Source organism: Longimicrobium sp. (assembly GCF_048594345.1).
Taxonomy (GTDB): Bacteria; Gemmatimonadota; Gemmatimonadetes; order Longimicrobiales; family Longimicrobiaceae; genus Longimicrobium.
Window position 1 is genome coordinate 1 of the sequence record NZ_JBMDXM010000269.1, and the last position, 23,692, is coordinate 23,692.

Genomic DNA, 23,692 nt, shown 5'->3' on the forward strand with positions numbered 1-23,692 from the left:
ACCTCGTGCTCCTGGATGTGCGGCATGCCTTCCCAGGTGTCCGTGCGAAAGGCGTCCCAAACGCGGCGGGCCTGGTCCAGCGCCGGGCGAATGCCGTAGACGGGGATGGAATGGCGGCGGCCGGAGAGCCAGATCTTTTCCATGAAAAGGGGAAAGCCGGCCACGTGGTCCGGGTGCTCGTGCGTGACGATGAGCGCCTCGATGCCGGCGGGGTCCAGGCCGGATGCCAGCAGGCGCTGGATGACGTCGCCGCCGCAGTCCACGACGACCGAGTGCCCGCCGCTTTCGAACGCGAGCATGGTGGTGGTCCGCTCCGGCCCGCTGAACCCCGCGCCGGTTCCCAACAGGTGCACCACGGCCATCTTGCGCCTCCCCCTGAAGATCCGCGTTCGTCCGTCCTCTCCACCCGGGACACAATGCGCGGGCGGCGGGGGGCACGGCAAGGCGGAGGATGATGAAAGACGACGCGCGGCGGATGCGGGGGATGAAGATGCGGAGCGGAGTCCGAGCGGCGCCCCCACCGGGCTCGTAAACCTCGCCCACCTCCCCCAATAACCCCTGGGGGAGGTTGAACCGCGGGATCGTGCGGGGGGAGAGTGCCGATGGATCGGCGGCGCTCCGGACCCGGCGATCGAAATCGCGGCACCGAAAGCGTGATGTCGGCCTGCGCCGACGGGTCCGGCGCGGGCGAGTGCCGCGGGGCGCATCGGCATCGCGCCATGCACGACGAAGCCCCGCCCGGCCCGCGCGCGGCGGCCAAGGCGAGGCTCGTGAAGGGTGCGCAGTTGCAGGCTGTCCCCTGTAACCTGTCCCCTGTACCCCGCAGTTCAAGCAGTTGCAGGCTATTCCCTATTCCCTACTCCCTATTCCCTCTCACCTCCCGCCCTACTCCTTCCCCGGCTCCTCCACCAGCCGGTTGCACCCATGCTCCGGGTCCGCCCGCGACATGGCATAGTCCCGCGCGTAGTCCCGCCACACGTTCTCCTCCAGGCTGCCCGGCGAGGGACGGTTCACGCGAAAGCTGGCCGCCTTCTGCTCGAACGTGGTGGAGTCGGTCGTGCTGGTGGCGCTGTACGCCGAGTCCACGTACGCCGTCTCGTGCGCGCGCAGGTCCGCGAAGGTGGCGTACACCTGCGCAAAGGTGTGCGGGGCGCTCACGTACGAAGGCACCGTGCCGCGCGCCTGGCTTTGCCGCAGCAGCGTGTCCAGCGTGGCCAGCCGCGACTGGGCGTGCCCCTGCAGCGCCTCGGCCACGCAGTAGTCGCGGCGGGCCTCGCGGCGCGCCTGCAGCTGGTCTTCGGTCGGCGCGTCGCGGCCGCAGGCAGCCAGCACGACGGCGAGGAGTGCGGCGGGGGCGATCCTGTGCATGCGGCGGTTCGGGAACATGGAATGAGATCGGATCACGGCCGTCAGGCGGGGAGCACGGACTGGGGGAACAGCTCCCGCTCCACCAGCTCGCAGATCAGGTGAATCAACGTGATGTGCCCTTCCTGGATGCGCTCCGTGGCCTGAGCCGGCACCACCAGGCTTTCGGCGCACAGGGCGCGCATCTGCCCCCCGTCGCGTCCCGTCAGCCCCAAGGTGAGCGCGCCGCGGGCGTTGCCGGCCTCGCCGGCGCGCACCACGTTGGGCGAGTTGCCGCTGGTGCTGATGGCCACCAGCACGTCGCCGGGGCGCGCCATGGTCTCTACCTGCCGGCTGAACACCGTGCCGAACTCGTAGTCGTTGCTCCAGCAGGTGAGCGTGGCCGCGTCCAGCAGGTGGTGCGCGGGGAGGCCCGGCCGGTCGCGCTTGTACCGCGCCACCAGCTCCTCCACCAGGTGCATGGCGTCGCAGGCGCTGCCGCCGTTGCCGCACGCGTACAGGCGGTTTCCCGCGCGAAACGCGTCGGCGATGCGGCCGGATACGCGCGCCACGTCCGGCGCCAGCTCGCGCAGGGCCAGCTTTACGCGCGCCGACTCGTCCAGCGCGTCGCGGATCAGGTGGAGAACGTCGTGGTGCGGCACTTCAAGACGGAACGCGTGGGGCGCCAAACGGGCGCGGACGGAACGCTGCGGACCTCCGCAGCCGGCTGGTACTCCAGACGGGATGGGAATGATTCCATGCGCCGCATGACCGCCGCAAGGGCGCGCGCGGCATCGCTGCTCCTGCCGATGCTCCTGGCCGCCGCGTGCAAGCCGGCCGAAACGCTCCCGTCGGCCTGGAGCATCCCCCTGCCGCAGCCCGTGGCCGAGGGCGCCACGCTGTCCCTGGACTCCGCCCGCATCGCCTGGATCGGCACCCGCGGACGGCTGGCGGGGCACGATTCCGCGGGGCGCGTCGTGGCGACGGTGACTGTCAGCGGCGACTCCGTGCCGCGCCTGCTCTGGCGCAGCGGCGACCGCCTGGTGATCTCCCAGGGCCCGCGCCGGCTGGTGCGCGGCCAGGCGGGCGGGGGACGCGCGGCGGCGGGATGGAGCTCATCGGCCATGCGCGCGGCGGCGCGCGACCCGCGCGGGCGCTGGGTGTTCACCGCCAACCGCCGCGGCGGCGTGGTGGGGCTGGACCCGGCCACGCTGGCCCCGCGCTGGGGGTGGGCCGAAACCGGCGGCGAGGCCGTGGGACTGGCCGTCTCGCCGCTGGCGGACCGCGTCTACGTGTCGGTGGACCGCATGGAGGACGTAGCGCCCGCCGTGCAGGTGCGCGACGCCGGCAGCGGCCGCGTGCTCTTTGCCGCCGACCAGGCCGAGGCGCTGCGCGGGCTGGCCGCGGGGCCGGACGGCACGCTGTACGGCTGGCAGGCCAACGGGCTGGTGGTGCGGCTTCGGCACGGCCCGCAGGGGCTGCGGCGCATCTGGGCCGAGACGCCCCCCGTGCGCGGGCCCGAGGGCGAGCTGGCGGTGCGCGTGGACCCGTCGGGGCGGCGGGTGGCGGTGTTTGGACAGGGGCGCGGGGCGCGGCTGGCGGTGCTGGACGCGCTTACCGGACGCGTGCTGGGGCAAACGAACGCGGCGCCCCTGGACGCCGCGTTCGACGTCGGGGGGCGCCTGTACCTGCTGGAGCTCGGGGAGCTGCGGGTGCTGCGGTGAACGCCGGGGCTCAGTGCCCCAGGTCGTCCCCGCCGCCCGAGCGGTTCATCAGCAGCCCCGCCGCCAGGAACGGCAGCGAGTTCAGCGCCAGGCTGAAGATCGCGGCGTACATCAGGCCTTTGTTCCCGCTGACCAGGCTGTAGATGAGCCCGGCGATCGCGGGAAGGGTGATCAGCACGGCGGCGATCAGGGCGAACTTCATCGGGTCCGGCTCCAGCGTGGCGCGAAAAACGGGTCGGTGGACGTACGGGCTTTCGGTCGCGTCAAGCTACATTCTCCGACCGCCGCCCGGCAAGAGAGCAAGCTACGGCAGATGCGGTGCCATCGCTCCGCCTCGGTCCGTCGAAGGATGGCGCCGCCCTGCGCCACCTCTTCCCGTCCCTCCTCCATCACCACTCGTCCCTCACCCCCACCCTTCGCACCACGGCACTCTCCACCACCTTGCGTTCCGCGTAGCGTGCGGAGCCTTCCGTATCCGCGTCGGTGGATGATGAAAAATCTGAGATCGATCGGTCGATGCGGACGGCGCCAGCCGCCGTGCCGGTGCGGACGGCCAGGTGCCTGGGACGCCGCAAACCGGCGGGCCGCCGTGTCCGCGAAGGCGGACAGCGTGAGGTCGTTGCCGCGATTTCAATCGCTCTCCAGATGCCGGGGGACACATGGGCACACCTCGACCTCACCACGCGCACCGACCCGTGAACTACCGCGGGCCCGCCATTCCGCGAAGGCGGAATTCGTGTGGTTGTTGCAGCGAATTTATTCGCCCTTTTGCGGCGGATACCACGATGCCGAACCGGAATCGCCGGACGGCCCTCACTGCCTGGAGCAAGACAGGCACGATGGGACGGCACGTTGCCCGCTCGGATTGATGGGTGAGCATCGCTCGCGCCGCCGTCCCGGAGACATCGGTAACGGCGTCCGGAGACATCGGTAACGCCGTCCCGGAGACATCGGTAGCGCCGTCCCGGAGAGATGGGTAACAGGGTCCGCGGAAATCCGGGCGCCTGTCCCCTGATCCACTCCTCATCCGCCACTCACATCCGGCCGCGTGAACGGCTTCCGGCCGTGTGGGTGCGCGGGGCAAGGCAGCAAACGGACGATTCCGGGCAACGGCGGCCAAACCTTTGCGCCACCGCATGAGCGTCCGTATATTGGTCAGGCTCCCCATCAAGCGCTGACACGCATCGCCCCACCTTGCACTTGAAGGTTCTTCTCCTCGACGCGGACCGTAGCCTCGGTCGAACGCTCGAACCGGAGTTGGACGACGCGGAACTGTTCTCCGCCCAGTCCCTGTCCGAAGGGCTGCGGATGATCGCGTCCGGAAGCTGGGACCTGATCCTGCTGGATGCCGATTTCTCCGGCGCGGGGCTGGAGATCCTGGGGCGCCTGCACGAGGACGGCGGCATGGCGCCGGTGGTGCTGCTCACCTCGCAGCCCACCATGGACCTGGCCATGGAAGCCATTCGCCAGGGCGCGCACGACGTGCTTCCCAAGCCGCTCCCCCGCGGCCGCGTGCGCGAGATCCTGCTGGGCGTCGAAGAGATCAAGCGCCTGCGCCCGCTGCCGGAGGTCGCCAGGGCCACCGACGACACCATCGTGGGCGCCAGCTCGCAGATGATGGGCGTGTTCAAGTCCATTGCCCGTGCCGCCACCAGCGACGCCACCGTACTTGTCCTGGGCGAAAGCGGGACGGGAAAGGAAATGGTGGCGCGCGTGCTTCACGCACGCTCGCGCAGAAACCGTGGGCCCTTCGTGGCCATCAACTGCGCCGCCATCCCCGAAAACCTGCTGGAAAGCGAGCTGTTCGGGCATGAGAAGGGCGCCTTTACCGGCGCCATCGGCCGGCGGATCGGACGCTTCGAGCGGGCCCATGGCGGCACGCTGTTTCTGGACGAGATCGGGGACATGTCGATGGCGCTGCAGAGCAAGATCCTGCGCGCCATCCAGGAGCGCGAGGTGGAGCGGGTGGGCGGCGGCTCGCCGGTTTCCATCGACGTGCGCATTGTCGCGGCCACCAACCGCGACCTGTCGCAGGCCGTGCACGAGTCGCGCTTTCGCGAGGACCTGTACTACCGCCTGGCCGTGGTCACCGTCCTTCTGCCGCCGCTGCGCGAGCGCGGCACCGACCTGGACCTGCTCGCCTCGCACTTCTTTGCCCACTACGCGCGCGAGCACGGGCGCCCCGTACGCGCGGTGGCGGAGGAGGTGTTCAGCGTGCTGCACCGGCACCCCTGGCCCGGCAACGTCCGCCAGCTGCGCAACGCCGCCGAGCGCGCCGTGGTCATGGCCGACGGCGAGATCCTTCTTCCGCAGCACCTGCCCGCCGACATCCTGCACCCGCCCGAGCCGCACGCCGCGGCCAACGGCGCCGCCGCCGCGCCCTCCGAGCCGCCGCTGGTGACGCTGGAAGAGATGGAGAAGCGGATGATCCGCCGCGCCCTGCGCGAGACGGGGAACAACGTCACGGTGGCCGCCGAGCGCCTGGGAATCCACCGCAACACGCTGCGCCGCAAGATCACCGACTACGGGATCGAACACTGATACTGATACAGTTTGGGCCCGCAGGTTGCACTCATTCTGTGCACTCCGCCCACGTCCGGTGCGGCGCCCGCAGGCACCCGGGTGTACGGATTGTTTGATTTCTGGCGCCTAAGCGGTTAAGTTGCAAAGGGTTGCGGTCTAGACCCCGTTGTGCGGCCCCGCGGTACACACCGTGCCTAGTCTGTGCGGCATCCCCTCCCTACCACAGTCCTGGAGGACGTTGAATGGGCTCCATCATCCGTAAGCTCGGCGTTGCCTTCACCCTGGCGTTTTCCTTCCTTGCGGCGGGGTGCGCCGACGCGGGCTCGCCCCTGGCACCGGACCCGGCCGCGCCGGCGTTCAGCGCAAGCGCGTCTCCCGACGTGGCCGCGCTCGCCAAGTTCCGCAATACGCCGCAGGTCACCATCGCCTGGGCCAAGAAGTGGATCGGCCCCGCGGGCGGGCGGCTGGACTTCAACGGCTTCGCCATCGAGGTCCCGGCGGGCGCGGTGGACAAGGTAACGATGTTCAGCATCCGCCTGCCGGTGGATCCGCAGGGCGCCGAGCGGGTGGTGGCCGAGTTTGGCCCCCACAACAGCGACTTCGCCAAGCCCATCGCCATCGAGCTTCCGTATCGCGGCACCACCATCGAGTCCGGGGCCGCCCCCACCATCGTCTGGTGGAACGGCGGCTGGGTGAACATGGGAGCCACCGTCACGGCCGACGGCCAGCGCCTGCGCACGCTTACCGATCACTTTTCGACGTACGGCACCACCGATGCGGCTCGCGGTGGCACCTTCGTGACTTCCGGGGGCTGAACCCACCCGCCGTATCGTGTCTCGCATTGAAGCGACGGTAGAAGAGCTGCTCGGCCTGCTCCCCGAGGTCGACGAGCTTGAGCTTCTCAGGCTCAGGATCATCGGCGCGGCGGTTCCGGACCCCGGCAAGGCGTGGGACAGCTCCAGCGCGTACGCCACGGTCGACAAGCGGATCGTATCCGCCGAGGAAGTTGACCGGGCCGTGCAGGAAGCGGAGGAAAGCCTCCGCTCCTACATTGCGTCCCTGTACGAAGGGCTGCGCCCGATCTTCCGGTCCTTCTACGCGGGACAGAAAGACGAGGCCGCGCTTCAGCTGGTGGCGCTCGGCGAGCAGATGGAAGGCGGCGGGCGCCTGAAGGGTGCCCGGCAGTGCTACCGTTCCGCGCTCGCCATCTCGCTCCCCCTGCTCGACAAAGGTCCCCAGATCCTGGCCTTGCGCCGCATCGGTCGCGTCTCGCTGACCCTGGGCGATTTTCAGGAATCGGGCTCGCACTACGAACGCAGCGCCCAGCTTGCGCGCGACGCGGGCGAGGTGCGGGGCGAAGTGGTCGCGCGTACCGGCTACGCGAACGTGCTGGCGTGGCAGGGCCGGTGGGTCGAGGCCGATGCGCGGTACCGCGAGGCCCTGGCGCTTCTGGAGGGGCTGGACGGCCCGGTGCCTAGTGTGGAGCGCGCCCAGCTGTTCAACAACCTGGGCAACATCGACACGTGGCTGGAGCGCCTGGACGACGCCGAACGGCTCCTGGGCCAGGCACTGGAGATGTGGCGCACGCTGTCGTCGCCGCACGACATGGCCATCTGCTACATCAACACCGCGCACCTGCTGGAGCAGCAGGGCCGGTTCGCGGACGCCCGCGCGGCGTACGAGCAGGCCTTCGAGCAGCCGGTGCCCCACGCCCTGCGGTCCGGCATCTCCAGCGACATGGCCGAGATGTGCCTGCGCGAAGGGCACCTTTCGCAGGCCGAGGAATGGGGGCGCGTCGCCGAGGAGCACGCCATCCGCTCGGGCTCCGTGTACATGCTGGGACGCATGTACCAGGGCCGCGGCAACATCGCCCGGGCGCGGCGTGACGAGGACGGTTTCACCTTCTTCGAAAAGGCGCTGGAGATCGCCCGCGACAAGGGGTATCCGTTCCTGGAAGCGGAGACGCTGAGGGACTACGCCGAGCTTCGCCGCCAGACCGGCGGCACCGAAGAAGCGCAGGCGTACCTGGAGCGAGCCCGCGAGATCTTTCATGAGCTCGGCGCTGTCCGCAACCTGGCCGGGGTAGACGACGTGCTGGCGGAGCTTCGTCTCCGGAATGAGTCGCTTTTCGAGAGTGGGCCGGAAGAGCCAGAGCACCCTCTGGCGGCCGCGGGCGATTGATCTGGCGCGTCTTGGAAACGTTTGCGGTGCTCGGTCGGCCCCGCTCCGCGGCTCCGCCGCAGCGTTCGTGAACGCGTAAAAGGTGCGTTGCTCTTGCCGCGGGTAGCGGGCACCGCTAGATTCACTCTACCCACTTTCTCATCCCCCCTTCTCTCGGCTTACAGCAATGCTGGTACGCAGACTACTCGCGCTCGTCCTGCTCGCCACGCTGGCTGCCTGTGGCCGGAGCATCACCGGGGCGAGCGATCCAGGCGCAACGCAGGGTGGCACGATGGTGACCAGCGGCGGTTGAAACCGCACGCATCACCATGAGCGGCCCGGACCTGAAACGAGGGTCCGGGCCGCTTCGCGTTTCGGGCGGGAACGGGACGCGGGCGGGGCCTCTTTCAAAGGACCTCACCCGCGTTCGTGTGCGTCGCGGCAACCCGGCCTGAACATTGCCCTTCCCCGCGCGGTACAAGCCCATCCATCCCACACGCGACGCTCCGCCTTGCGGCGGCTAAAAACGACGAAGAGGCAAGCGGTTGAGCCCCACGCGCATCTCCCCGTGTTTCCGCCGCCCGGTGCCCGCCCTGGTGGCGGCGCTGGCACTGGCGGCCGCCGTGCCCGCAAGGGCGCAGGCGGGGAGCGACGCGTGCCGCAACGGGGTCATCAGCGAGATTTTTGTCGACAACGGCTCGGTGTTCGACGTGGGTGGCGACGACCTGGACCGGCGCTTCGGCTGGGCGTACCGCTCGGCCAACCGCATCCACGTGCGCACCCGCGAGTCCGTCATCCGCCGCGAGCTGCTGTTTGCCGTGGGCGACTGCTACGTCCCCGCGCTGCTGGAGGATTCCGAGCGCATCCTCCGCAGCCTGTCGTTTATCGCGGACGCCGACGTGTTCGGGGTGCGGCAGCCGGACGGGTCGCAGCACGTGGTGGTGGAAACGCGCGACGAGTGGTCGGTGCGGCTGGAGCCGCAGTTTGACAGCGACGAGGGGGGCGTGGCCATTACCGGCCTGGAGCTGCGCGAAGACAACCTGCTGGGCACGGGCCAGCACGTAAGCGCGTACTTCAAGGAGTCGCAGGGCGAGCGCGTGTACGGCGCCGCGGTGGGCACGCGGCAGCTGCTGGGCACGCGGCTGGACGCGGAGCTCAGCGTGGCCAGGACGCCCGTCGGCGTGTCGGTGGTGCAGCGGCTGGCGTACCCGTTCCGCGGTGAGAACGGGCGCTGGGCGTTCCGGCAGGAGATCGAGCACCAGGAGCGCAACTTCATCATCTTCGTCCCCGACGCGGGGGCGGACGGCGGGGTGCGGCGGCGCTACTTCGAGGAAGAGCGCCGCTCGTTCGACGTGGGGACGGTGATGCGGCTGGGGCGGCGCGGACAGCTGACGCTGTTTGGCGTGGCGCTGGCGGGGGAGTGGACGGAGTACCCGCGCGACTACCTGTCGGTGGACGGCGGCGGCGACCGGCCCGCCATGCGGCAGGTGATCCCGGAAGAGCCGGAGCGGCCGGTGACGGGGCTGGACACCATCTCCAGCGTGCGCGTGGTTTTCCTGGCCGGTCAGCGCAACGTTCGGTTTCAGCGGCGGCGGGCGCTGGACGTGGTGCGGGGAACGGAGGACGTGCGGCTGGGCGTAGAGGCCGAGGTGGGGATCGGGCGCAGCCTGGCCGCGTTCTCGGACGACGACGATCTGCTGGTGGACCTGGGGTTCTCGGTGGCCTCGGCGCCGGTGCGGGGGGTGCTGGCCGGCGTCAGCGCGCGCGCCGAGGGGCGGCGCGTGTACGGCGCGGAGGAGCTGCAGTGGCGCAACCTGTTCGGGCAGGCGGACGCGTGGGCGTACTGGCGCCCCTCCGACGCGTCGCGCCACACGGTGGTGGCGGCGGCGACGGTGGTGGGCGGGTGGCGCACGATGGTGCCGTTTCAGCTGACGATGGGGAACCGCGCGGGGCTGCGGGGGTTGCCCACGCACGCGTGGCCGGGCGAGCGGCGCGTGGTGGCGTCGCTGGAGCACCGCATGTACCTGGGATGGCCGTATCCGCGGCTGTTCGACCTGGGGACGGCGGTGTTCGTGGACGCGGGAAAGATGTGGGCGGGGGGCGACACCTTTGGCGTGAACTCACCGGTGGAGGCCAGCGTGGGCTTTGGCCTGCGCGCCGCCTTTCCGCCCGGGTCGCGGCGCACCTACCGCATGGACGTGGCGGTGCCGGTGACGGACGCGCTTTCCGCCGGCAACGTGGTGGTCACCTTTGGCCTGGGCCAGGCGATCGGCCGGGGCCGCCAGGACGACCCCCAGCTTCGCCGCAGCAGCCGCCGCACCCTCTCCGCCTCGCTGTTCAGCTTTCCGAACTGAGAACGAGCAAGGCGCGCTCCGGACGGGCCCTCTCCCCCGCCCGGCCTTTTGCTCGTTCCTCGCAACGGCGGTCGACCCCTCCCCCAACTTCGGGGGAGGGGTTGGCTGTTACCGAACGATTCGACCGCTTCGGCGGGTCGTCGCGCCTGACTCTCCACGCGCGACGGGCGTCGACGATGCGAGCAGGTGAAGCCCCGCTCGGTGACGCGTGAGCGTCGCCGAGACGGGGCTTATGGCATTTATAGCCGCGGGCTTTGGCCCGTGGTGGCCGACGGCCAGGAAGGCGAAGGAATCGAGGGAGCAAGGCGCGCTACGGACGGGCCCTCTCCCCCGACCGGCCTTTTGCTCGTTCCTCGCAACGGCGGTCGACCCCTCCCCCAACTTCGGGGGAGGGGTTGGTTGTTACGGAACGATTCGACCGCTTCGACGGGTCGTCGCGCCTGACTCTCCACGCGCGACGGGCGTGGAGTATGCGAGCAGGTGAAGCCCCGTTCGGTGACGCGTGAGCGTCGCCGAGACGGGGCTTGTCGCTTCCCAGCGGCGGGTTTATCCGCTCATCCGGAAACCGGCGGAGACACGCCTACCGCACGTGCTTGAACATCATGTCCACCAGCTCGTCGTACATGCGCTCGGCGGATTGGGGCTCTTCGCTGCGGATGGCGGCGGCGGCGCAGTGCTTGAGGTGGTTGCGCACCAGCTCGCGCCCCACGGAGCGCAACGCCTCGTGCACCGACGAAATCTGGGTGAGGATGTCGGCGCAGTAGCGGTCTTCTTCGACCATGCGCTGCAGGCCGCGGATCTGCCCCTCGATGCGGCGCAGACGTTTGAGGTTGCGGTCCTTTACGCCGGTGTCCACGGCCAGCGCATGGCGGCCGTGCGCATCGTCGCCGTGCTCCACGCCGCACCCGCACGCGGCCGAAACCGCCGTCCCCACCTGGCCTCCGTCCACCTCATTCTCGCTCGTCGCCATCAAGCCCTCTTCTCATCCCGTTGAGCGGAAAAGGTGAGGGGGCCGATCACCCCCTCACCCGTTCACCCCTTCACCCTCAGGCGTGCTCCTGGATCTTGCGCTCCAGCATGGGGCGCGGCACGGCGCCGATCACCTGGTCCACCGGCTTGCCACCCTTGAAGAACATGAAGGTGGGCAGCGAGCGCACGTTGTAGCGCGTCACGGTCTGCGGGTTGGTGTCGGAATCCATCGTCACCACCTTGATCTTGCCGGCGTACTCCGTCGCCAGCGCCTCGACGGTGGGCTCCATCATCCGGCACGGCCCGCACCACGCGGCGCCAAAGTCCACCAGCACCAGCTCGTTCGCGCCTTCCACCTGCGCCGCGAAGTCCGCGTCCGTTACCGCCTGCGGGTGGCCCGTCGTCGTCTGCTGCATGATTGCTCCATTTGGGCTGGCACCGGTGGATTCCGGCGCCCTGATGCACTCAATCTAACACCTTGCGCCGTATAGGGCTACCCCCTATACGGAAGGGCCTGAACGGCTCCCGAGGGCTGGGCTCGGCGCGACCCGGCAAAGATCCTTCGGTCGCGCGTAAGCTTTTGTGGCTAATAATGTTACGGGTGGGCGCTCCCCTCAGGCTCAGGATGACACCGTGCCCCACGGGAAGCAAGACGAGGTTTGGCAACACCCTCTCAGGACATCAGCGGCGTCCGTGGTCAGGTGCCCTGTCACGCCAGGCGCACGCGGCGCAGGCGCAGGCTGTTGAACACCACGCTCACCGAGCTGAACGCCATGGCGGCGCTGGCCAGGATGGGCGACAGCAGCAGGCCCCAGGCCGGATACAGGATCCCCGCGGCGATGGGGATGCCCACCACGTTGTAGACAAAGGCCCAGAACAGGTTCTGCTTCATCGTCCGCATGGTGCGGCGCGAAAGCTCGATGGCCGCCGCCACGCCGTTCAGGTCGCCGCGCATCAGCGTGACGTCGCTGGCCTCCATGGCCACGTCCGTCCCGGTGCCGATGGCGATCCCCACGTCCGCCTGCGCCAGCGCGGGGGCGTCGTTGATGCCGTCGCCCACCATCGCGACGACGTTGCCCTCCGCCTGCAGCCGGCGGATCTCCTCCAGCTTGCCCTCCGGCAGCACCTCGGCAACGACGCGCTCGATCCCCGCTTCGCGCGCGACGGCCTCGGCGGTGTGGCGGTTGTCGCCCGTCAGCATCACCACCTGCAGCCCCATGCCGCGCAGGCGGCGGATGGCGGCGCGCGAGGTGTCCTTGATGGGATCGGCCACGGCCACCAGCCCGGCCAGCTTGCCGTCGACCGCCACGTACATCGGCGTCTGCCCCGCCGCGCCCAGCCGGTCCGCAGCGGCCGACAGCGCCGCGGGGGAGATGCCGTAGTCCTGCATCAGCGGCGCGTTGCCGATGGCCAGCATCCGCCCATCCACCACCCCCACCGCGCCGCGCCCGGTGCGCGACTCAAATCCGTCCGCATCCGCCAGGACCATCCCCCTGGCCTTTGCATGCTGGACGATGGCGTCCGCCAGCGGGTGCTCGGACGAGGCTTCGACGGAGGCGACCAGGCGCAGCAGCTCGTCCGCCGTATCCACCGGCGCCCCGGGCGCCAGGGCCAGCTCGGTGACCGTGGGCCGGCCCTCGGTGACGGTGCCGGTCTTGTCGAGCACCACGGTGGTCAGCCCGCCGGCCCGCTGCAGCGCTTCGCCGCCCTTGATCAGCACTCCGGCTTCCGCGCCCTTGCCGGTGCTGACCATCACCGCCGTGGGCACGGCCAGCCCCATGGCGCAGGGGCAGGCGATGATGAGCACCGCCACGGCCGCGGCGAACGCGCGCACCCCCGGCGCCGTGTCCGCCGCGACGAACCAGATGACGAAGGTGGCGATGGCGATCTGCAGCACCACGGGGACAAAGATGCCGCTGATGCGGTCCGCCAGCCGCTGGATGGGCGCGCGGGAGCCCTGCGCGTCGCGCATCAGCTTGACGATCTGCGCCAGCACGCTCGCGGCACCCAGCGTGGTGGCCGTGTAGCGAAAGGCGCCGGTGCGGTTGATGGTGCCGCCGATCACCCGGTCGCCCGCGCCCTTCTGCACGGGGAGCGACTCGCCGGTGAGCATCGACTCGTCCACGGCGCTGCTTCCGCTCACCACCTGCCCGTCCACGGGGATGCGCTCGCCGGGGCGTACCACCACGGTGTCGCCGTGGCGCACGTCCTGAACGGGGACGTCGGATTCCGCGCCGTCGCGCAGCACGCGCGCGGTCTTGGGCTGCAGCTGCGCCAGCGCGCGCAGGGCGGCGGAGGTCTGGCGCTTGGCCCGCGCCTCCATCGCGTTCCCCATCAGGATGAGGGCGATGATGAAGACAACGGCCTCGTAGTACACGTCCGGCTGAATGCCGCGCGCCAGAAAGAAGCCCGGCGCCACCGTGGCCGCGACGGAGTACACGAACGCCGCGCCCGTGCCGATGGCGATGAGCGTATTCATGTCCGCGGAGCGGTGGCGGAAGGCCGCCCACGCCCGCGTGTAGAAGTGCCGCCCCGCCCACGCCATGATGCCGACGGTCAGTGCTAAGAGTCCATAGCTCAGCACTGAGCGAGGCAGCTGGTACAGCCAGGGAAAGGCGGATTGCAGCGCGGGATTCACCCACCCCATCGCCCAGCGCATGAACGGGTCGACGGTGGCGCCGTGCGCGTGCTCGCCCCCCGCCATCAGCGGCATGGAAACGAGCATGGCGATCAGTGCGACGGCGAAGCTGACGCCCGCCTTGCGGCGCAGGTCGCGGAACTCCTCGTCGTGCGCCTGGTCCTGCGCCTCCTGCTCGGCGAACGCGCTCTGGTCCGGCACCGGCAGCGCGGCCTCGTAGCCGGTGGAGCGGATGGCCTGCACCAGCGCGTCGGGGCTGGTGGCGGCGGGGTCGAACTCCACCGTCGCTTCCTTCAGCATCAGGTTCACGGCGGCCGCGTTTACGCCGGGCTGCTTTTCCAGCGCCCGCTGCACCCGTCCCGAGCACGCCGCGCACGTCATCCCCGAAACCGGGATGGTCACCTTGCCGTCCGCCGGCAGGGGAGCCGCCGGCGGCGCGTGGTGGTGGTGGTGCGCGTGGTCCGTCTGCGTCGTGGACATGTTGCTATCCCTCGTTCCGCTGATCTGCGTCATGATCCGGGAGCGCGGCCTGGTAGCCGGCGGCGCGGATCGTCTGCACCAGCGCATCGGGTGACGTCGCGGCGGGATCGAACTCCACCGTCGCGCTCTTCAGCTCCAGGTTTACGGCGGCGGCCCTCACGCCGCGGTGCGTTATCAGCGCCCGCTGCACGCTCCCCGCGCAGCCGCCGCAGCTCATCCCCTGCACCGGGATGGTGACCTTCTCGTGGGCGTTCGTCGTGTTGGACATCGATCGATCTCCTCAATCCTCCACGGTGAGCTTGCCGCGAAGCATGCTCATGCCGCAGGTAAAGTCGAACGTGCCGGCCGTTTGCGGCGTGATCTCCACCGCCGTCTTCTGGAAAGCCGGGAGAAAGCGGCGGATGCCGAACTCGGGGATCACCACCTCTTCCGAGCACGACGACGTTTCCCGCCGATCGAACACCAGCCGCACCGGCGCGCCGCGCTTTACCCGCACCTGCGCGGGCGAGTAGCCGCTCTGCACCGCGATGGTCACCTCCTGCACCCCGCCCGCGCCCGCCGCGGCCTGCGCCACCGGCCCGTGGGAGAGAAAGAAGTACCAGTTCACCCAGGCGATCGCCGCGATGCCCGCGAAGGCGACCATCCATTCGATTGCGCTCATCGTCCCCTCCGTGTGCCCGCTCCGCGGGCGCGATCTCCCGCGCCATCGCGGAGCATCATATACCCCAGCACCCTACCTTGAGCACAAGTTTATGGTACCCCCTCCCCCTATGTCAAGGGTGATGGGGTGGCTGGGTTGGGAGGTGCTTCGGACGGTCCGCGCAGGCCCCGACGGACCGGCACCACCGGCCCACCTCACCCGAAACTGCCGGGGGAGGTTGGTGGTGAGGGCGGAGTCTCGGGTGCGGCGGAACGTAGGGTGCGGCCGGGGCCGCGCTGCCGGTGCTGGCGGGGGCTGCTGCGGATGGGCTTGAGGTCTGTAGATTGCCGATCCGCTCCGGGTTCCGATCCGCTCCTCCGCCATGATCCGTCCATGACCGACGCAGCCCCGGCGGTCGAAGTCCGCCCCGCCACCGCGGACGACGTGCCCACCATCACCGCCGTCTACAACGAGGGTATCCGCGGCCGCACCGCGACGTTCGAAACGCGCGAGCGCGCGCCGGACGAGGTGCGCGGCTGGCTGGGCGACCCCCGGCACCCGGTGCTGGTGGCGGCGGCGGCGGCCGGGCGGGTGGTGGGATGGGTGGCCACCTCGACGTACCGCCCGCGCGAGTGCTATGCCGGCATCGCCGAGTTCTCCGTCTACGTCGCCGCCAGCGCCCGCGGCCGCCGCGTGGGTGACGCGCTCCTCGCCGCCTTTCTCCCTGCGTGCGAGGCTGCCGGCCTGTGGAAGGTCCTCTCCCGTATCTTCCCCGAGAACCACGCCTCCCGCCGCCTCTGCGCCCGCCACGGCTTTCGCGAGGTGGGCACGTACGAGCGCCATGGCAAGCTGGACAGCGCCTGGCGCGACGTGGTCATCGTGGAGCGGCTGCTGGGGGATGCGATAGGTTGATTGGTGGGAGTAGCCACGCTCTTGCGAGATCTGCGGCGATGCCGCAGTTTCGCGGCAGCTCCTTAGGAGTCTTTGCGATTCCGGAAAATCCGCCACCTTTCGCAGATCGTTGCTTGAGCATCAAGGGTGTAAACCCTGCCCTTGACGCCCGCTTCTGTCAACGGTATTCTTTACATGAGACTCTGGCTCGCGCGACACCCCGACCGGCTCAGCACCAAGCGGGAGATCATCATTGATGAGCTTCTCGGCCTGGTCGCGAACGGCAGGAACGATGCGGTGAGCACGATGGTCGGGATGCTGGCAGATCTGCATCAGCACGGCAGGGAGAGCCGCTATCTGGAGAAGCTGAAGAAGCTGCCGCTGTTCGAGCTCAAGTCGGCGAGCCGCGGCGGCGAGAAGGGGGGATCGAGGATCTACCTGTTCTTCCTTGCGAACGGCGATGCGGGGGTCGTGAACTGCGAGGTCAAGGAGGGCGATGCGCCGGGCCAGGCGAAACTGGAGTTGGCGCTCGAGGTGCTGGTGGCGTACAGGAGCGGCGTGAAGGTATTCGGATAACGGAGCATCGAGTCATGACTGACAGCACGCGGACCCGCCAGCAGGTACAGGCGGACCTTGGCCTGCAGGAACCGCCGAGCGACCGGTTGATGTCGTTGATCGCCCAGGCGGGTGACGGTGAGTTTGTGGAAGGGCCTCTCCCGGGGTCCCACGCGCGCTCATACACGCCGAGGGACATCGAAGACGTAATCGTAACGGCGACGGTGGGCGAGCTGATGCTGCGAATGCGCCAGGAGGCTGGCAACTCGCTTCGTGCCGCCGCCCGTGACGCGGATGTTTCGGCGGCTCGCATCCAGCAGATCGAACGCAGTGAGAACATCGAGGTCGCCACGTTGGTCCGCCTGGCCGCCGCCGCTGGCTATGAGGTGAGCATCACGCTCAACCCGGTCGCTGAGGGCAAGCGCCCGCTCTCGGCCGTGCTCGCGGGAGCCACGACGGAATGAGGTTGATGTCGAAGGTGTGATCCCCGAATCGGTTGGCGAGACGATCCATATCGCTGGATTCGGAAAAGGCGGAGAAACCGAGGACGGGGTACAGAGGAACAGAGAAAGCCAGAGGAACAGGGGAAATGGGTTTCCTCTGTTCCTCTGGCTTTTGTCTGTCCCTCTGTACCCTCTTCTGTTGAGGATCCCGGCCGCACCGCGTTACGGGTCGCTGCAGTCGCGTTTGTACCCGCAGTTGGGGCAGACGATCTTGCAGTGGTGGTCGTACATCGTCGTGCCGCACAGCTCGCAGACGTGCACGGACGGGATCTCGCGCCGCTTGAGGGGAGCGTGCGCGGGCGGTTCCGCGGCGGCGGGCGGGGGGACGGGCTGGGGCGGGGAGGCGCGGTGCGCGTTGATGCGCGCGCACCAGCTGGGGTCGATAAAGCTCATCCGGTCCCGGAAAACGTCAGTTGGGCGCGCCCACCCGCCGCTGCACTTCCTGCAGCAGGCGCCGGGGGTCGCACGGCTTGTTGAGCCACCCGTCGCACCCCGCGTCCATCGCCCGCTTGCCCACCGAGCCGTACGGGTGCGCGGTGACGATGACGACGGGGATGGCGCGCGTGGCCGGATCGCGCTTGATCTCGGCGGTGGCGCGAATGCCGTCCATCCCGGGGATGGAAACGTCCATGAAGATCAGGTCCGGCTGCTCCGCGCGCGCCTGCCGCACGGCGTCGGCCCCGTTGTCGGTGGCCAGCACGCGATAGCCCTGGCGCTCCAGGTAGGCGGACGCGATGGCGCGCATCTCGATCTGGTCCTCGACAATGAGGACCGTCCGGACCGCGTCGGCGGCCGGCTCGTACTTCTGGATCATTGGATGTCCTTCTGGAGGGGATTTCTCCTCCATTGTAACACACCCAAGTCGTTGCGCGCCAGCGTTTTTACGAGGTAATTACACTGCGACGGTAGCAGGTTGCAGATTGTGCTCGCCGTCTACTCCCGGGTGGCCCGCTCGGTGACCACGATGCGCGGGTCCAGCTGCTCCACCTCTTCGTCGGCGCCGCCATCGTCCCAGCGGACGGTGGCCCACAGGGTCAGCGCCTCCACCACGGCCCCCGTCCGGCCGCCGTCGTGGCGCACCAGGTCGCCCGTCCGCATGTAGTGGGCGGACTCAAGCTGCATTGAACGTCAGGGAACAGGGAACAGGGAATAGGGAATAGCGGGCTGCGCGTCCGCCGTGTCCCGTGCGTTGCCTCGCCGCCGTCCGTGGGGTTGATGGACGACGGCGACACCAACTTGACCCCGCCGGACGCGCGGGGCAACTTCCCCCCGCCGGATGCCCGGGCCGCGCGGCATCCATCCACCCGCATGACGCAACCGTGACCGCAGCGCCCACCGCGCCCATCGACATCGAGACCGCCCGCCTGGCCATCCGCGCGCTGGGCGCGGGCGACGAGGAACGCCTGCAGCGCGTGTTCGAGGCATGCGCGGACCACTTCAGCGTGCTTACCGGCGTGCCGCGGCCGGTGCCGGACGCGGCGGCGCAGGAGCTTCGCTCGTGCGAGCAGACGTGGGGGCGGCAGGTGGCCATGCTGTCCCTGATCGACACCGGCGAGGACATCGGCGCGGTGGGCTGGTGGGCGGGGAACCCCGGGCCGGACCGGGCGCTGCTGGGGATGCTGATGATCCACCCCTCGCACCGCCGGCGGGGGCTGGCGCGCGAGGCGCTGGAGGCGGTGGAGGTGTGGCTGGCGGGGCGGGGGATCGTGGCGCTGCGCACGGCCTTTCAGCGCCGGCGGCTGGCGGTGCATCCCATCGTCAGGGCATTGGGGTTCACGGAGATGAGCATCCGCGACCACCAGCTGTTGGGCCTGGGCGGCGCGGGCGTGAGCCTCTGGGAAAAGCCGGTGGGTTGATGTCGCGCATCGTCACCACCTTTCCGTTGCCGGACGGGGCGATCGAGCTGCTGAGACCGTTCGGTCTCACCGGACCGGACGGGTGGCGGGGCGCGCTGACGGAGGCGGAGGCGCTGCTCTGCCTGCTGACGGACCGGGTGGATGCGGAGCTGCTGGACCGCGCGCCGCGGCTGCGCATCGTGGCCAACGCGGTGGTCGGGTACGAGCACGTGGACCGGGGTGCGTGCCGCGCCCGCGGAATCGTCGTCACCAACACGCCGGACGTGCTGACGGACGCCACGGCGGACCTGGCGATGGCGCTCATCCTCTCCGCCGCGCGCGGGCTGCCGGGGGCGGAGCGCAGCCTGCGCGCGGGCCAGTTCCACGGCTGGGGGTTCTGGGACTACCTGGGCGCCGACCTGAACGGCAAAACGCTGGGGATCTTCGGGATGGGGCGCATCGGGCGGGCGGTGGCGCGGCGGGCGGCACCGTTCGGGATGCGCGTCATCTACCACTCCCGCACCCGTCTTTCCACGCATGACGAGGCGGCGCTGGGGGCGGAGTGGGTGGATTTCGACGGGTTGATCGCCCGCAGCGAGGTGCTGAGCCTGCACGCGCCGCTCACGCCCCAGACGCGCCACACGATCGACGCGGATGCGCTGCGGCGGATGCGGCCGGGTTCGTTTCTGGTCAACACCGCCCGCGGCGCGCTGGTGGACGAGGCGGCGCTGGTGGATGCGCTGCGCGACGGCCCGCTGGCCGGCGCCGGGCTGGACGTCTACGAGCGCGAGCCGGAAATCCACCCGGGTCTGCTCCATCTGCCCAACGTGACGCTGCTGCCGCACATCGGCTCGGCCACGCGCGAAACGCGCACGCGCATGGCGATGCTGGCGGCGCGCAACGTCCACGCGGTGCTCAGCGGCGCTTCACCGCTGAATCCCGTCCCATGAGCCGTCCCCTCCGCGAGCACGCCCTCGCCATCCTGCGCGCCGCGCTGGCCGCCGCCGACGCGCGCGCCGCCGTGGTCCGCGCGCTCCGTGTCGACGGCGTGCGGCTGACCGTGGCGGGGGCGGAGACCATCGACCTCTCCTCCATCGACCGCGTGCTGCTGATCGGCGCGGGAAAGGCGGCGGCGGCGATGGCGGCGGGTGCGCTGGACGTGCTGGGCGACCGGATCGCGGAGGGGACGATCACGACCAAGGACGGCCACGGCGCCGACCTGCCGCGCATCGAGGTGTGGGAAGCGGCGCATCCCGTTCCCGACACGCGCGGGATGGCGGGCGCGTCCGACGCGCTGCGGCTGGCGCGCGCGGCCGGGCCGCGCGACCTGGTGCTCTGCCTGCTTTCCGGCGGCGCCTCCGCGCTGTGGCCGGCGCCGGTGCCCGGCGTCTCGCTGACGCAACTGCGGGAGGTGACGGACGCGCTGCTCCGCTCCGGCGCCACCATCCACGAGATCAACACCGTCCGCAAGCACCTGTCGCGCATTGGCGGTGGGTGGCTGGCGCGGGCGGCGGCCCCGGCGCGCGTGGTGACGCTCGCCATCTCGGACGTCGTCGGCGGCGCGCTGGACGTGATCGCCTCCGGCCCCACCGTCCCCGATCCCACCACGTACGCGGACGCGCTGGAGGTGCTGCGGGACCGCGGCATCCATCTCCCACCCGCCATCCTGGCGCACCTGCAAGCCGGTGACGACGGCGAGCGGGATGAGACGCCCAAGCCGTACGACGCCGCCTTCGAGCGCGCGACGGCACACGTGGTCGCGGGCGGGCGCGACGCGCTGGCCGGCGCCGCGCGCGTGGCGGAGCGGCTGGGTTACGTGGCCCGCATTGTCGCGGAGGACGTGGAGGGTGAGGCGCGGTCCGTGGGCGAGCAGGTGGCGCAATTGGCGATGACCGCCGTCGGCGAGTACGCGGAGGCGCCGCTCGCCCTGCTGCTGGGCGGCGAAACGACGGTCACGGTGCTGGGATCCGGTCGCGGCGGCCGCAACCAGGAGCTGGCGCTCGCCGCCGCGATCGAGTTGGAGGGGGTGGATGGGGTGCTCGCCGCGTCCATCGGCACGGACGGGACGGACGGCCCCACGGATGCGGCCGGCGCCTTTGCGGACGGCGGTACCGTCGCCCGCGGCCACGCTGCTGGCCTGGACGCCCGCGACGCACTGCGCCGCAACGACGCCTATCCATTCCTGCGCGCCGCCGGCGACCTGATCGTCACCGGCCCCACCGGCACCCACGTCAACGACGTGGTGCTTGTGCTGGTGGATGCCGTCCGCGGCTAAAGAGCACCTGTAAAAGATCCGGCGGATGGGTGTCATTCTGGGAGGGTGTTGAGAAGCCTCAGTTGTTCCTCCAGAAGCACGCTGTCATCCTGAGAGGGTGTTGAGAAGCCTCAGTTGTTCCTCCAGAAGCACATTGTCATCCTGAGGCTGAGAGGGTGTTGAGAAACCTCAGCTGTTCCTCCCAGAAGCACACTGTCATCCTGGGGGAGCGCACACCCGCAACCTGCTGAACCACAACGGCCTGCGCGCGACCGAAGGATCTTTGTCGGGTCGCGCGAGGCCCAGCCTTAGGGAGCCGTTCAAGGCTCCTGGTTTTGCGGGCAAGGTGCTTCGGTCGGCGCCAAAGCATTGTGTATCAGCAGATTGCGGAGCAGCGCCTCCCTCTGGGTGACTGTGGATGACTGGGAGGGTCGAGGTTTTTCAACATCCTCTGGGGAAGGCACCCACCCGGTCCTGTCGGGTTGCACGATCGCCAGTGCGCCGACCGAAGAATCTGAACGTTGGGCGTACGATCACTGCGGCTTCGTCGGGGGTTCAGCGCGGGCCCCGCCCGCTTCGGACAGAGATTCTTCGGTCGGCGCCATGACGCGGAGTGTGAGGAAGGTTGGGCGCGGCGCCTTCCTCAGGATGACAGTGATTTCCCCGGACGCAGGTATCTCTACGCACCTGCCCCTCGCAACTTCCTCCCGGGCCGAGCGTATCATCCCCGCCCGATTTTCATCTCTCCTCCCAACCGGCGCCCGCCCATGAACGATCCAGCGACCTTTCTGATGTGGTTTCTGCCCGTGTTCGTGGTCGGATTCGCCGTGATGTGGCTGGGGATCGTGGGGTTGCTGGCGGAGATCGGCGGGTGGGGCGAGCTGGCGCAGCTGTACCGCGAGCCGGAAGGCACCGTGCGCGCGCCGGTGCGGCGGTTCGGGATGGCGTCGCTGGACCTGCGGCGCGGGCGAAATCCGCTCCCGGCCAACTACCGCAACTGCATGATCCTCGAGGTGGCGCAGGCGGGGCTGCACCTGCGGCCATGGCGCCCGTTCCGCTTTCGCCATCCGCCGCTGCTGATCCCCTGGCCGCAGATGGAGCGGCTGCAGACCGGGCGAATGCTGTTCTTCGCCACCCTGACCATCCATCCGCGCGGCGTGGGGACCAGGATCCGGATGTGGGGCGCCCCGGCCAAAGCGGTGGAAGAGGCGTGGCGGCAGGCCGCCGCGTCGGCGCGGCCGGTGCCGGTGTGACGCGGCCGGGGCTTTCCGCCGTGGGCCGCCCGCGCCATCTTCCGCGCCCGAGAACCACCCATCCACGACGAGAGCCCGAAGACCGATGACGAACCGGATGATCCGCCCGGTGGAGATCTATCTGAACACGCCGCCGCCGGACCCCACGGTGCCGCGGGCCGTGCGCCTTTCGCAGGTGACCTTTGCCGACCTGGCGGAGCCGCAGAGCCAGAACGTGGCGGGGACGCTGTTTGGCGGCGTGCTGCTGGGGTTCATCGACCGCGCGGCGGCGTTCTGCGCCATGAAGCACGCCGGGCGGCCGGTGGTCACCAAGAGCTTCGACGAGGTGGAGTTCAACGAGCCCATCTACATCGGCGAGCTGGTGATCGCCCACGCGTCCGTCAACTTTACCGGCAACACCAGCATGGAGATCGGGGTGCGGGTGATGGCGCAGAACCCCATCACCGGCGCCGAGCGGCACACCAACACCTGCTACGCCACCTTCGTGGCGCTGGACGAGCAGGGCCGCCCCGCCCGCGTGCCGCCCATCCTCGCCGAGACGGAGGATGAAAAGCGCCGCCAGGCCGACGGGCACCGCCGCCGCGAAGAGCGCCTGGTCCGCCGCCGCAGCCGCAAGAATTCCGCGGACGGCTGACCCCGTTTACGATTCATCATCCACTCGACATCGGTCTCATGCCCCACGCGGCGCCCGTGCTCCTTGCCACCCCGTGGCTCCTGACCGAGCCGCTGTACCCCGGTGGCTTCTTTCCACCGTTGCGCCCGCGCCAGCCGGACGGCGTGCTGGGGCAGGCGGCCGCCGCGCGCCTGGCGGGGGACTGGGCCGCCGCCCGCTCCGCCGCGGAGCACGCCGCCGCGCAGGCGCTGGAGGCCGGCTCCGCGGACGGCGAGGCGGACGCGCTGGGCGAGCTTGCCGCCGCCGCGCTGTTCTCCGGCCGTCTGGACGACGCGGAGTCGCTCTACCGCCGCGTGCTGGAGGGCGATGCCGGAGCGGCTCCCCGCGCCCGGGCCGTGACGGGCCTTGCCGTCGTGGCGGGGGTGCGCGGGGACTACCCGGCGGCGCTGGACGGGATTGTCGCGGCGGAGAAGGCGGGGGTGGGGATGGACGATGCGGATCTCACGCTGCTGCTGGCAAACCGCTCCGCCGCGCTGCTTGGATTGGGCAAGCTGCTCAAGGCGGAGCATGCCGGGGCGGAGGCGCTGCGGGCGGGGCGGCGGAGGAAGGACGACTACCTGGCCGCGATCGGCGGGTTCGCCCTGGCGCTGGCGCACCTGGCACGCGGCCGCCGCAACGACGCGCGCACGCGGCTGGCGGAATCGGTGCGCGCCTTTGCCCGCGCCGGCGACGTGCTGCGCCAGGTGCAGTGCCACCACCTTCTGGGCGAGATCGCGTACGATGGCGAAGACCCGATCCGCGCCGGCGCGCACTACCGCGACGGCCTGGGCCTGGCGCGCACCGCCGGCTCCGCGGGGGCGGTGGAGCTGCTGACCCTGCGCTTCGAGCACCGCTGATGGCCGCACGCCGAATCCGCAACGACACCTCGTACGGACGGTCGGTGTCATTCTGAGGCT

Annotated in this window: 26 protein-coding genes; 14 read left to right on the forward strand and 12 right to left on the reverse strand. The window is 70.1% G+C overall.

The window, feature by feature from the left end; translation table 11 throughout:
- From ACOJUJ_RS28140 to ACOJUJ_RS28150, 3 genes are all read right to left on the reverse strand, one after another.
- On the reverse strand, positions 1–362 hold a 362-nt coding region (locus tag ACOJUJ_RS28140), incomplete at its 3' end, for an MBL fold metallo-hydrolase (RefSeq protein WP_420130253.1).
- Positions 363–885: 523 nt separating this feature from the next.
- Complete coding sequence (locus ACOJUJ_RS28145) at positions 886–1,368, reverse strand: hypothetical protein (RefSeq protein WP_420130254.1); 483 nt, start codon at positions 1,366–1,368, stop codon at positions 886–888.
- A gap of 41 nt (positions 1,369–1,409) precedes the next feature.
- The gene (locus tag ACOJUJ_RS28150) at positions 1,410–2,006 is read right to left on the reverse strand and encodes a D-sedoheptulose-7-phosphate isomerase (protein ID WP_420130255.1); all 597 of its coding nucleotides are present in this window, start codon (positions 2,004–2,006) and stop codon (positions 1,410–1,412) included.
- A gap of 96 nt (positions 2,007–2,102) precedes the next feature.
- Between ACOJUJ_RS28150 and ACOJUJ_RS28155 the strand changes: the two genes are divergently transcribed.
- Positions 2,103–3,068 (forward strand): YncE family protein, encoded by a 966-nt coding sequence (locus ACOJUJ_RS28155; RefSeq protein WP_420130256.1) that lies wholly within the window; start codon positions 2,103–2,105, stop codon positions 3,066–3,068.
- A gap of 10 nt (positions 3,069–3,078) precedes the next feature.
- Here the strand turns inward: ACOJUJ_RS28155 and ACOJUJ_RS28160 are convergent, their stop codons facing one another.
- On the reverse strand, positions 3,079–3,270 hold the full coding sequence (locus tag ACOJUJ_RS28160) for a hypothetical protein (protein WP_420130257.1): 192 nt from the start codon (positions 3,268–3,270) through the stop codon (positions 3,079–3,081).
- Between the two features lie 998 nt (positions 3,271–4,268).
- Between ACOJUJ_RS28160 and ACOJUJ_RS28165 the strand changes: the two genes are divergently transcribed.
- The 4 genes from ACOJUJ_RS28165 to ACOJUJ_RS28180 all read left to right on the forward strand — a co-directional run bounded on the left by ACOJUJ_RS28165 (position 4,269) and on the right by ACOJUJ_RS28180 (position 10,105).
- Positions 4,269–5,609, forward strand: coding sequence for a sigma-54-dependent transcriptional regulator (locus ACOJUJ_RS28165; protein ID WP_420130258.1), 1,341 nt, complete (start codon positions 4,269–4,271; stop codon positions 5,607–5,609).
- 224 nt (positions 5,610–5,833) lie between these two features.
- The gene (locus ACOJUJ_RS28170) at positions 5,834–6,406 is read left to right on the forward strand and encodes a hypothetical protein (protein WP_420130259.1); all 573 of its coding nucleotides are present in this window, start codon (positions 5,834–5,836) and stop codon (positions 6,404–6,406) included.
- Between the two features lie 16 nt (positions 6,407–6,422).
- A complete protein-coding gene (locus tag ACOJUJ_RS28175) occupies positions 6,423–7,772 on the forward strand; it encodes a tetratricopeptide repeat protein (RefSeq protein ID WP_420130260.1) in 1,350 nt (449 codons plus the stop codon).
- Positions 7,773–8,335: 563 nt separating this feature from the next.
- On the forward strand, positions 8,336–10,105 hold the full coding sequence (locus ACOJUJ_RS28180) for a BamA/TamA family outer membrane protein (protein ID WP_420130261.1): 1,770 nt from the start codon (positions 8,336–8,338) through the stop codon (positions 10,103–10,105).
- Between the two features lie 580 nt (positions 10,106–10,685).
- Here the strand turns inward: ACOJUJ_RS28180 and ACOJUJ_RS28185 are convergent.
- The 5 genes from ACOJUJ_RS28185 to ACOJUJ_RS28205 form a co-directional block, all read right to left on the reverse strand.
- Positions 10,686–11,075 (reverse strand): metal-sensitive transcriptional regulator, encoded by a 390-nt coding sequence (locus tag ACOJUJ_RS28185; protein ID WP_420130262.1) that lies wholly within the window; start codon positions 11,073–11,075, stop codon positions 10,686–10,688.
- Positions 11,076–11,151: 76 nt separating this feature from the next.
- Entirely contained in the window at positions 11,152–11,490 is a 339-nt protein-coding gene (trxA, locus tag ACOJUJ_RS28190; protein ID WP_420130263.1) for a thioredoxin, read from the reverse strand.
- Between the two features lie 293 nt (positions 11,491–11,783).
- Complete coding sequence (locus ACOJUJ_RS28195; protein WP_420130264.1) at positions 11,784–14,192, reverse strand: heavy metal translocating P-type ATPase; 2,409 nt, start codon at positions 14,190–14,192, stop codon at positions 11,784–11,786.
- A 4-nt stretch (positions 14,193–14,196) separates the two neighbouring features.
- A complete protein-coding gene (locus ACOJUJ_RS28200) occupies positions 14,197–14,460 on the reverse strand; it encodes a heavy-metal-associated domain-containing protein (protein WP_420130265.1) in 264 nt (87 codons plus the stop codon).
- A 12-nt stretch (positions 14,461–14,472) separates the two neighbouring features.
- Positions 14,473–14,853, reverse strand: coding sequence for a cupredoxin domain-containing protein (locus tag ACOJUJ_RS28205; protein WP_420130266.1), 381 nt, complete (start codon positions 14,851–14,853; stop codon positions 14,473–14,475).
- Between the two features lie 372 nt (positions 14,854–15,225).
- Here ACOJUJ_RS28205 and ACOJUJ_RS28210 point away from each other — a divergent pair, with 372 nt between their 5' ends.
- From ACOJUJ_RS28210 to ACOJUJ_RS28220, 3 genes are all read left to right on the forward strand, one after another.
- Entirely contained in the window at positions 15,226–15,744 is a 519-nt protein-coding gene (locus ACOJUJ_RS28210) for an arsinothricin resistance N-acetyltransferase ArsN1 family A (RefSeq protein WP_420130267.1), read from the forward strand.
- 174 nt (positions 15,745–15,918) lie between these two features.
- Positions 15,919–16,299 carry a hypothetical protein gene (locus tag ACOJUJ_RS28215; RefSeq protein WP_420130268.1) on the forward strand — a complete coding sequence of 127 codons (381 nt, stop codon included), beginning with the start codon at positions 15,919–15,921 and terminating at the stop codon, positions 16,297–16,299.
- A 14-nt stretch (positions 16,300–16,313) separates the two neighbouring features.
- Positions 16,314–16,742 (forward strand): helix-turn-helix domain-containing protein, encoded by a 429-nt coding sequence (locus ACOJUJ_RS28220; protein WP_420130269.1) that lies wholly within the window; start codon positions 16,314–16,316, stop codon positions 16,740–16,742.
- A gap of 201 nt (positions 16,743–16,943) precedes the next feature.
- Here ACOJUJ_RS28220 and ACOJUJ_RS28225 read toward each other — a convergent pair whose 3' ends face one another.
- From ACOJUJ_RS28225 to ACOJUJ_RS28235, 3 genes are all read right to left on the reverse strand, one after another.
- Positions 16,944–17,174 (reverse strand): hypothetical protein, encoded by a 231-nt coding sequence (locus ACOJUJ_RS28225; protein ID WP_420130270.1) that lies wholly within the window; start codon positions 17,172–17,174, stop codon positions 16,944–16,946.
- 16 nt (positions 17,175–17,190) lie between these two features.
- A complete protein-coding gene (locus ACOJUJ_RS28230) occupies positions 17,191–17,595 on the reverse strand; it encodes a response regulator (protein ID WP_420130271.1) in 405 nt (134 codons plus the stop codon).
- Positions 17,596–17,714: 119 nt separating this feature from the next.
- Positions 17,715–17,903 carry a hypothetical protein gene (locus ACOJUJ_RS28235; RefSeq protein ID WP_420130272.1) on the reverse strand — a complete coding sequence of 63 codons (189 nt, stop codon included), beginning with the start codon at positions 17,901–17,903 and terminating at the stop codon, positions 17,715–17,717.
- Between the two features lie 197 nt (positions 17,904–18,100).
- Between ACOJUJ_RS28235 and ACOJUJ_RS28240 the strand changes: the two genes are divergently transcribed.
- The 6 genes from ACOJUJ_RS28240 (at position 18,101) to ACOJUJ_RS28265 (ending at position 23,632) form a co-directional block, all read left to right on the forward strand.
- Positions 18,101–18,637, forward strand: coding sequence for a GNAT family N-acetyltransferase (locus ACOJUJ_RS28240; protein ID WP_420130273.1), 537 nt, complete (start codon positions 18,101–18,103; stop codon positions 18,635–18,637).
- Complete coding sequence (locus ACOJUJ_RS28245) at positions 18,637–19,566, forward strand: 2-hydroxyacid dehydrogenase (protein WP_420130274.1); 930 nt, start codon at positions 18,637–18,639, stop codon at positions 19,564–19,566. The genes ACOJUJ_RS28240 and ACOJUJ_RS28245 overlap by 1 nt, the downstream gene beginning before the upstream one ends.
- Positions 19,563–20,891 (forward strand): glycerate kinase type-2 family protein, encoded by a 1,329-nt coding sequence (locus ACOJUJ_RS28250; RefSeq protein WP_420130275.1) that lies wholly within the window; start codon positions 19,563–19,565, stop codon positions 20,889–20,891. Before ACOJUJ_RS28245 ends, ACOJUJ_RS28250 begins: the two co-directional genes overlap by 4 nt.
- Before the next feature lie 746 nt (positions 20,892–21,637).
- Positions 21,638–22,123 (forward strand): hypothetical protein, encoded by a 486-nt coding sequence (locus ACOJUJ_RS28255; RefSeq protein ID WP_420130276.1) that lies wholly within the window; start codon positions 21,638–21,640, stop codon positions 22,121–22,123.
- A gap of 85 nt (positions 22,124–22,208) precedes the next feature.
- Positions 22,209–22,757: an acyl-CoA thioesterase gene (locus ACOJUJ_RS28260; protein WP_420130277.1), complete on the forward strand. Its 549-nt coding sequence runs from the start codon at positions 22,209–22,211 to the stop codon at positions 22,755–22,757.
- A gap of 38 nt (positions 22,758–22,795) precedes the next feature.
- Positions 22,796–23,632, forward strand: coding sequence for a hypothetical protein (locus tag ACOJUJ_RS28265; RefSeq protein ID WP_420130278.1), 837 nt, complete (start codon positions 22,796–22,798; stop codon positions 23,630–23,632).
- Positions 23,633–23,692 lie beyond the last annotated feature (60 nt).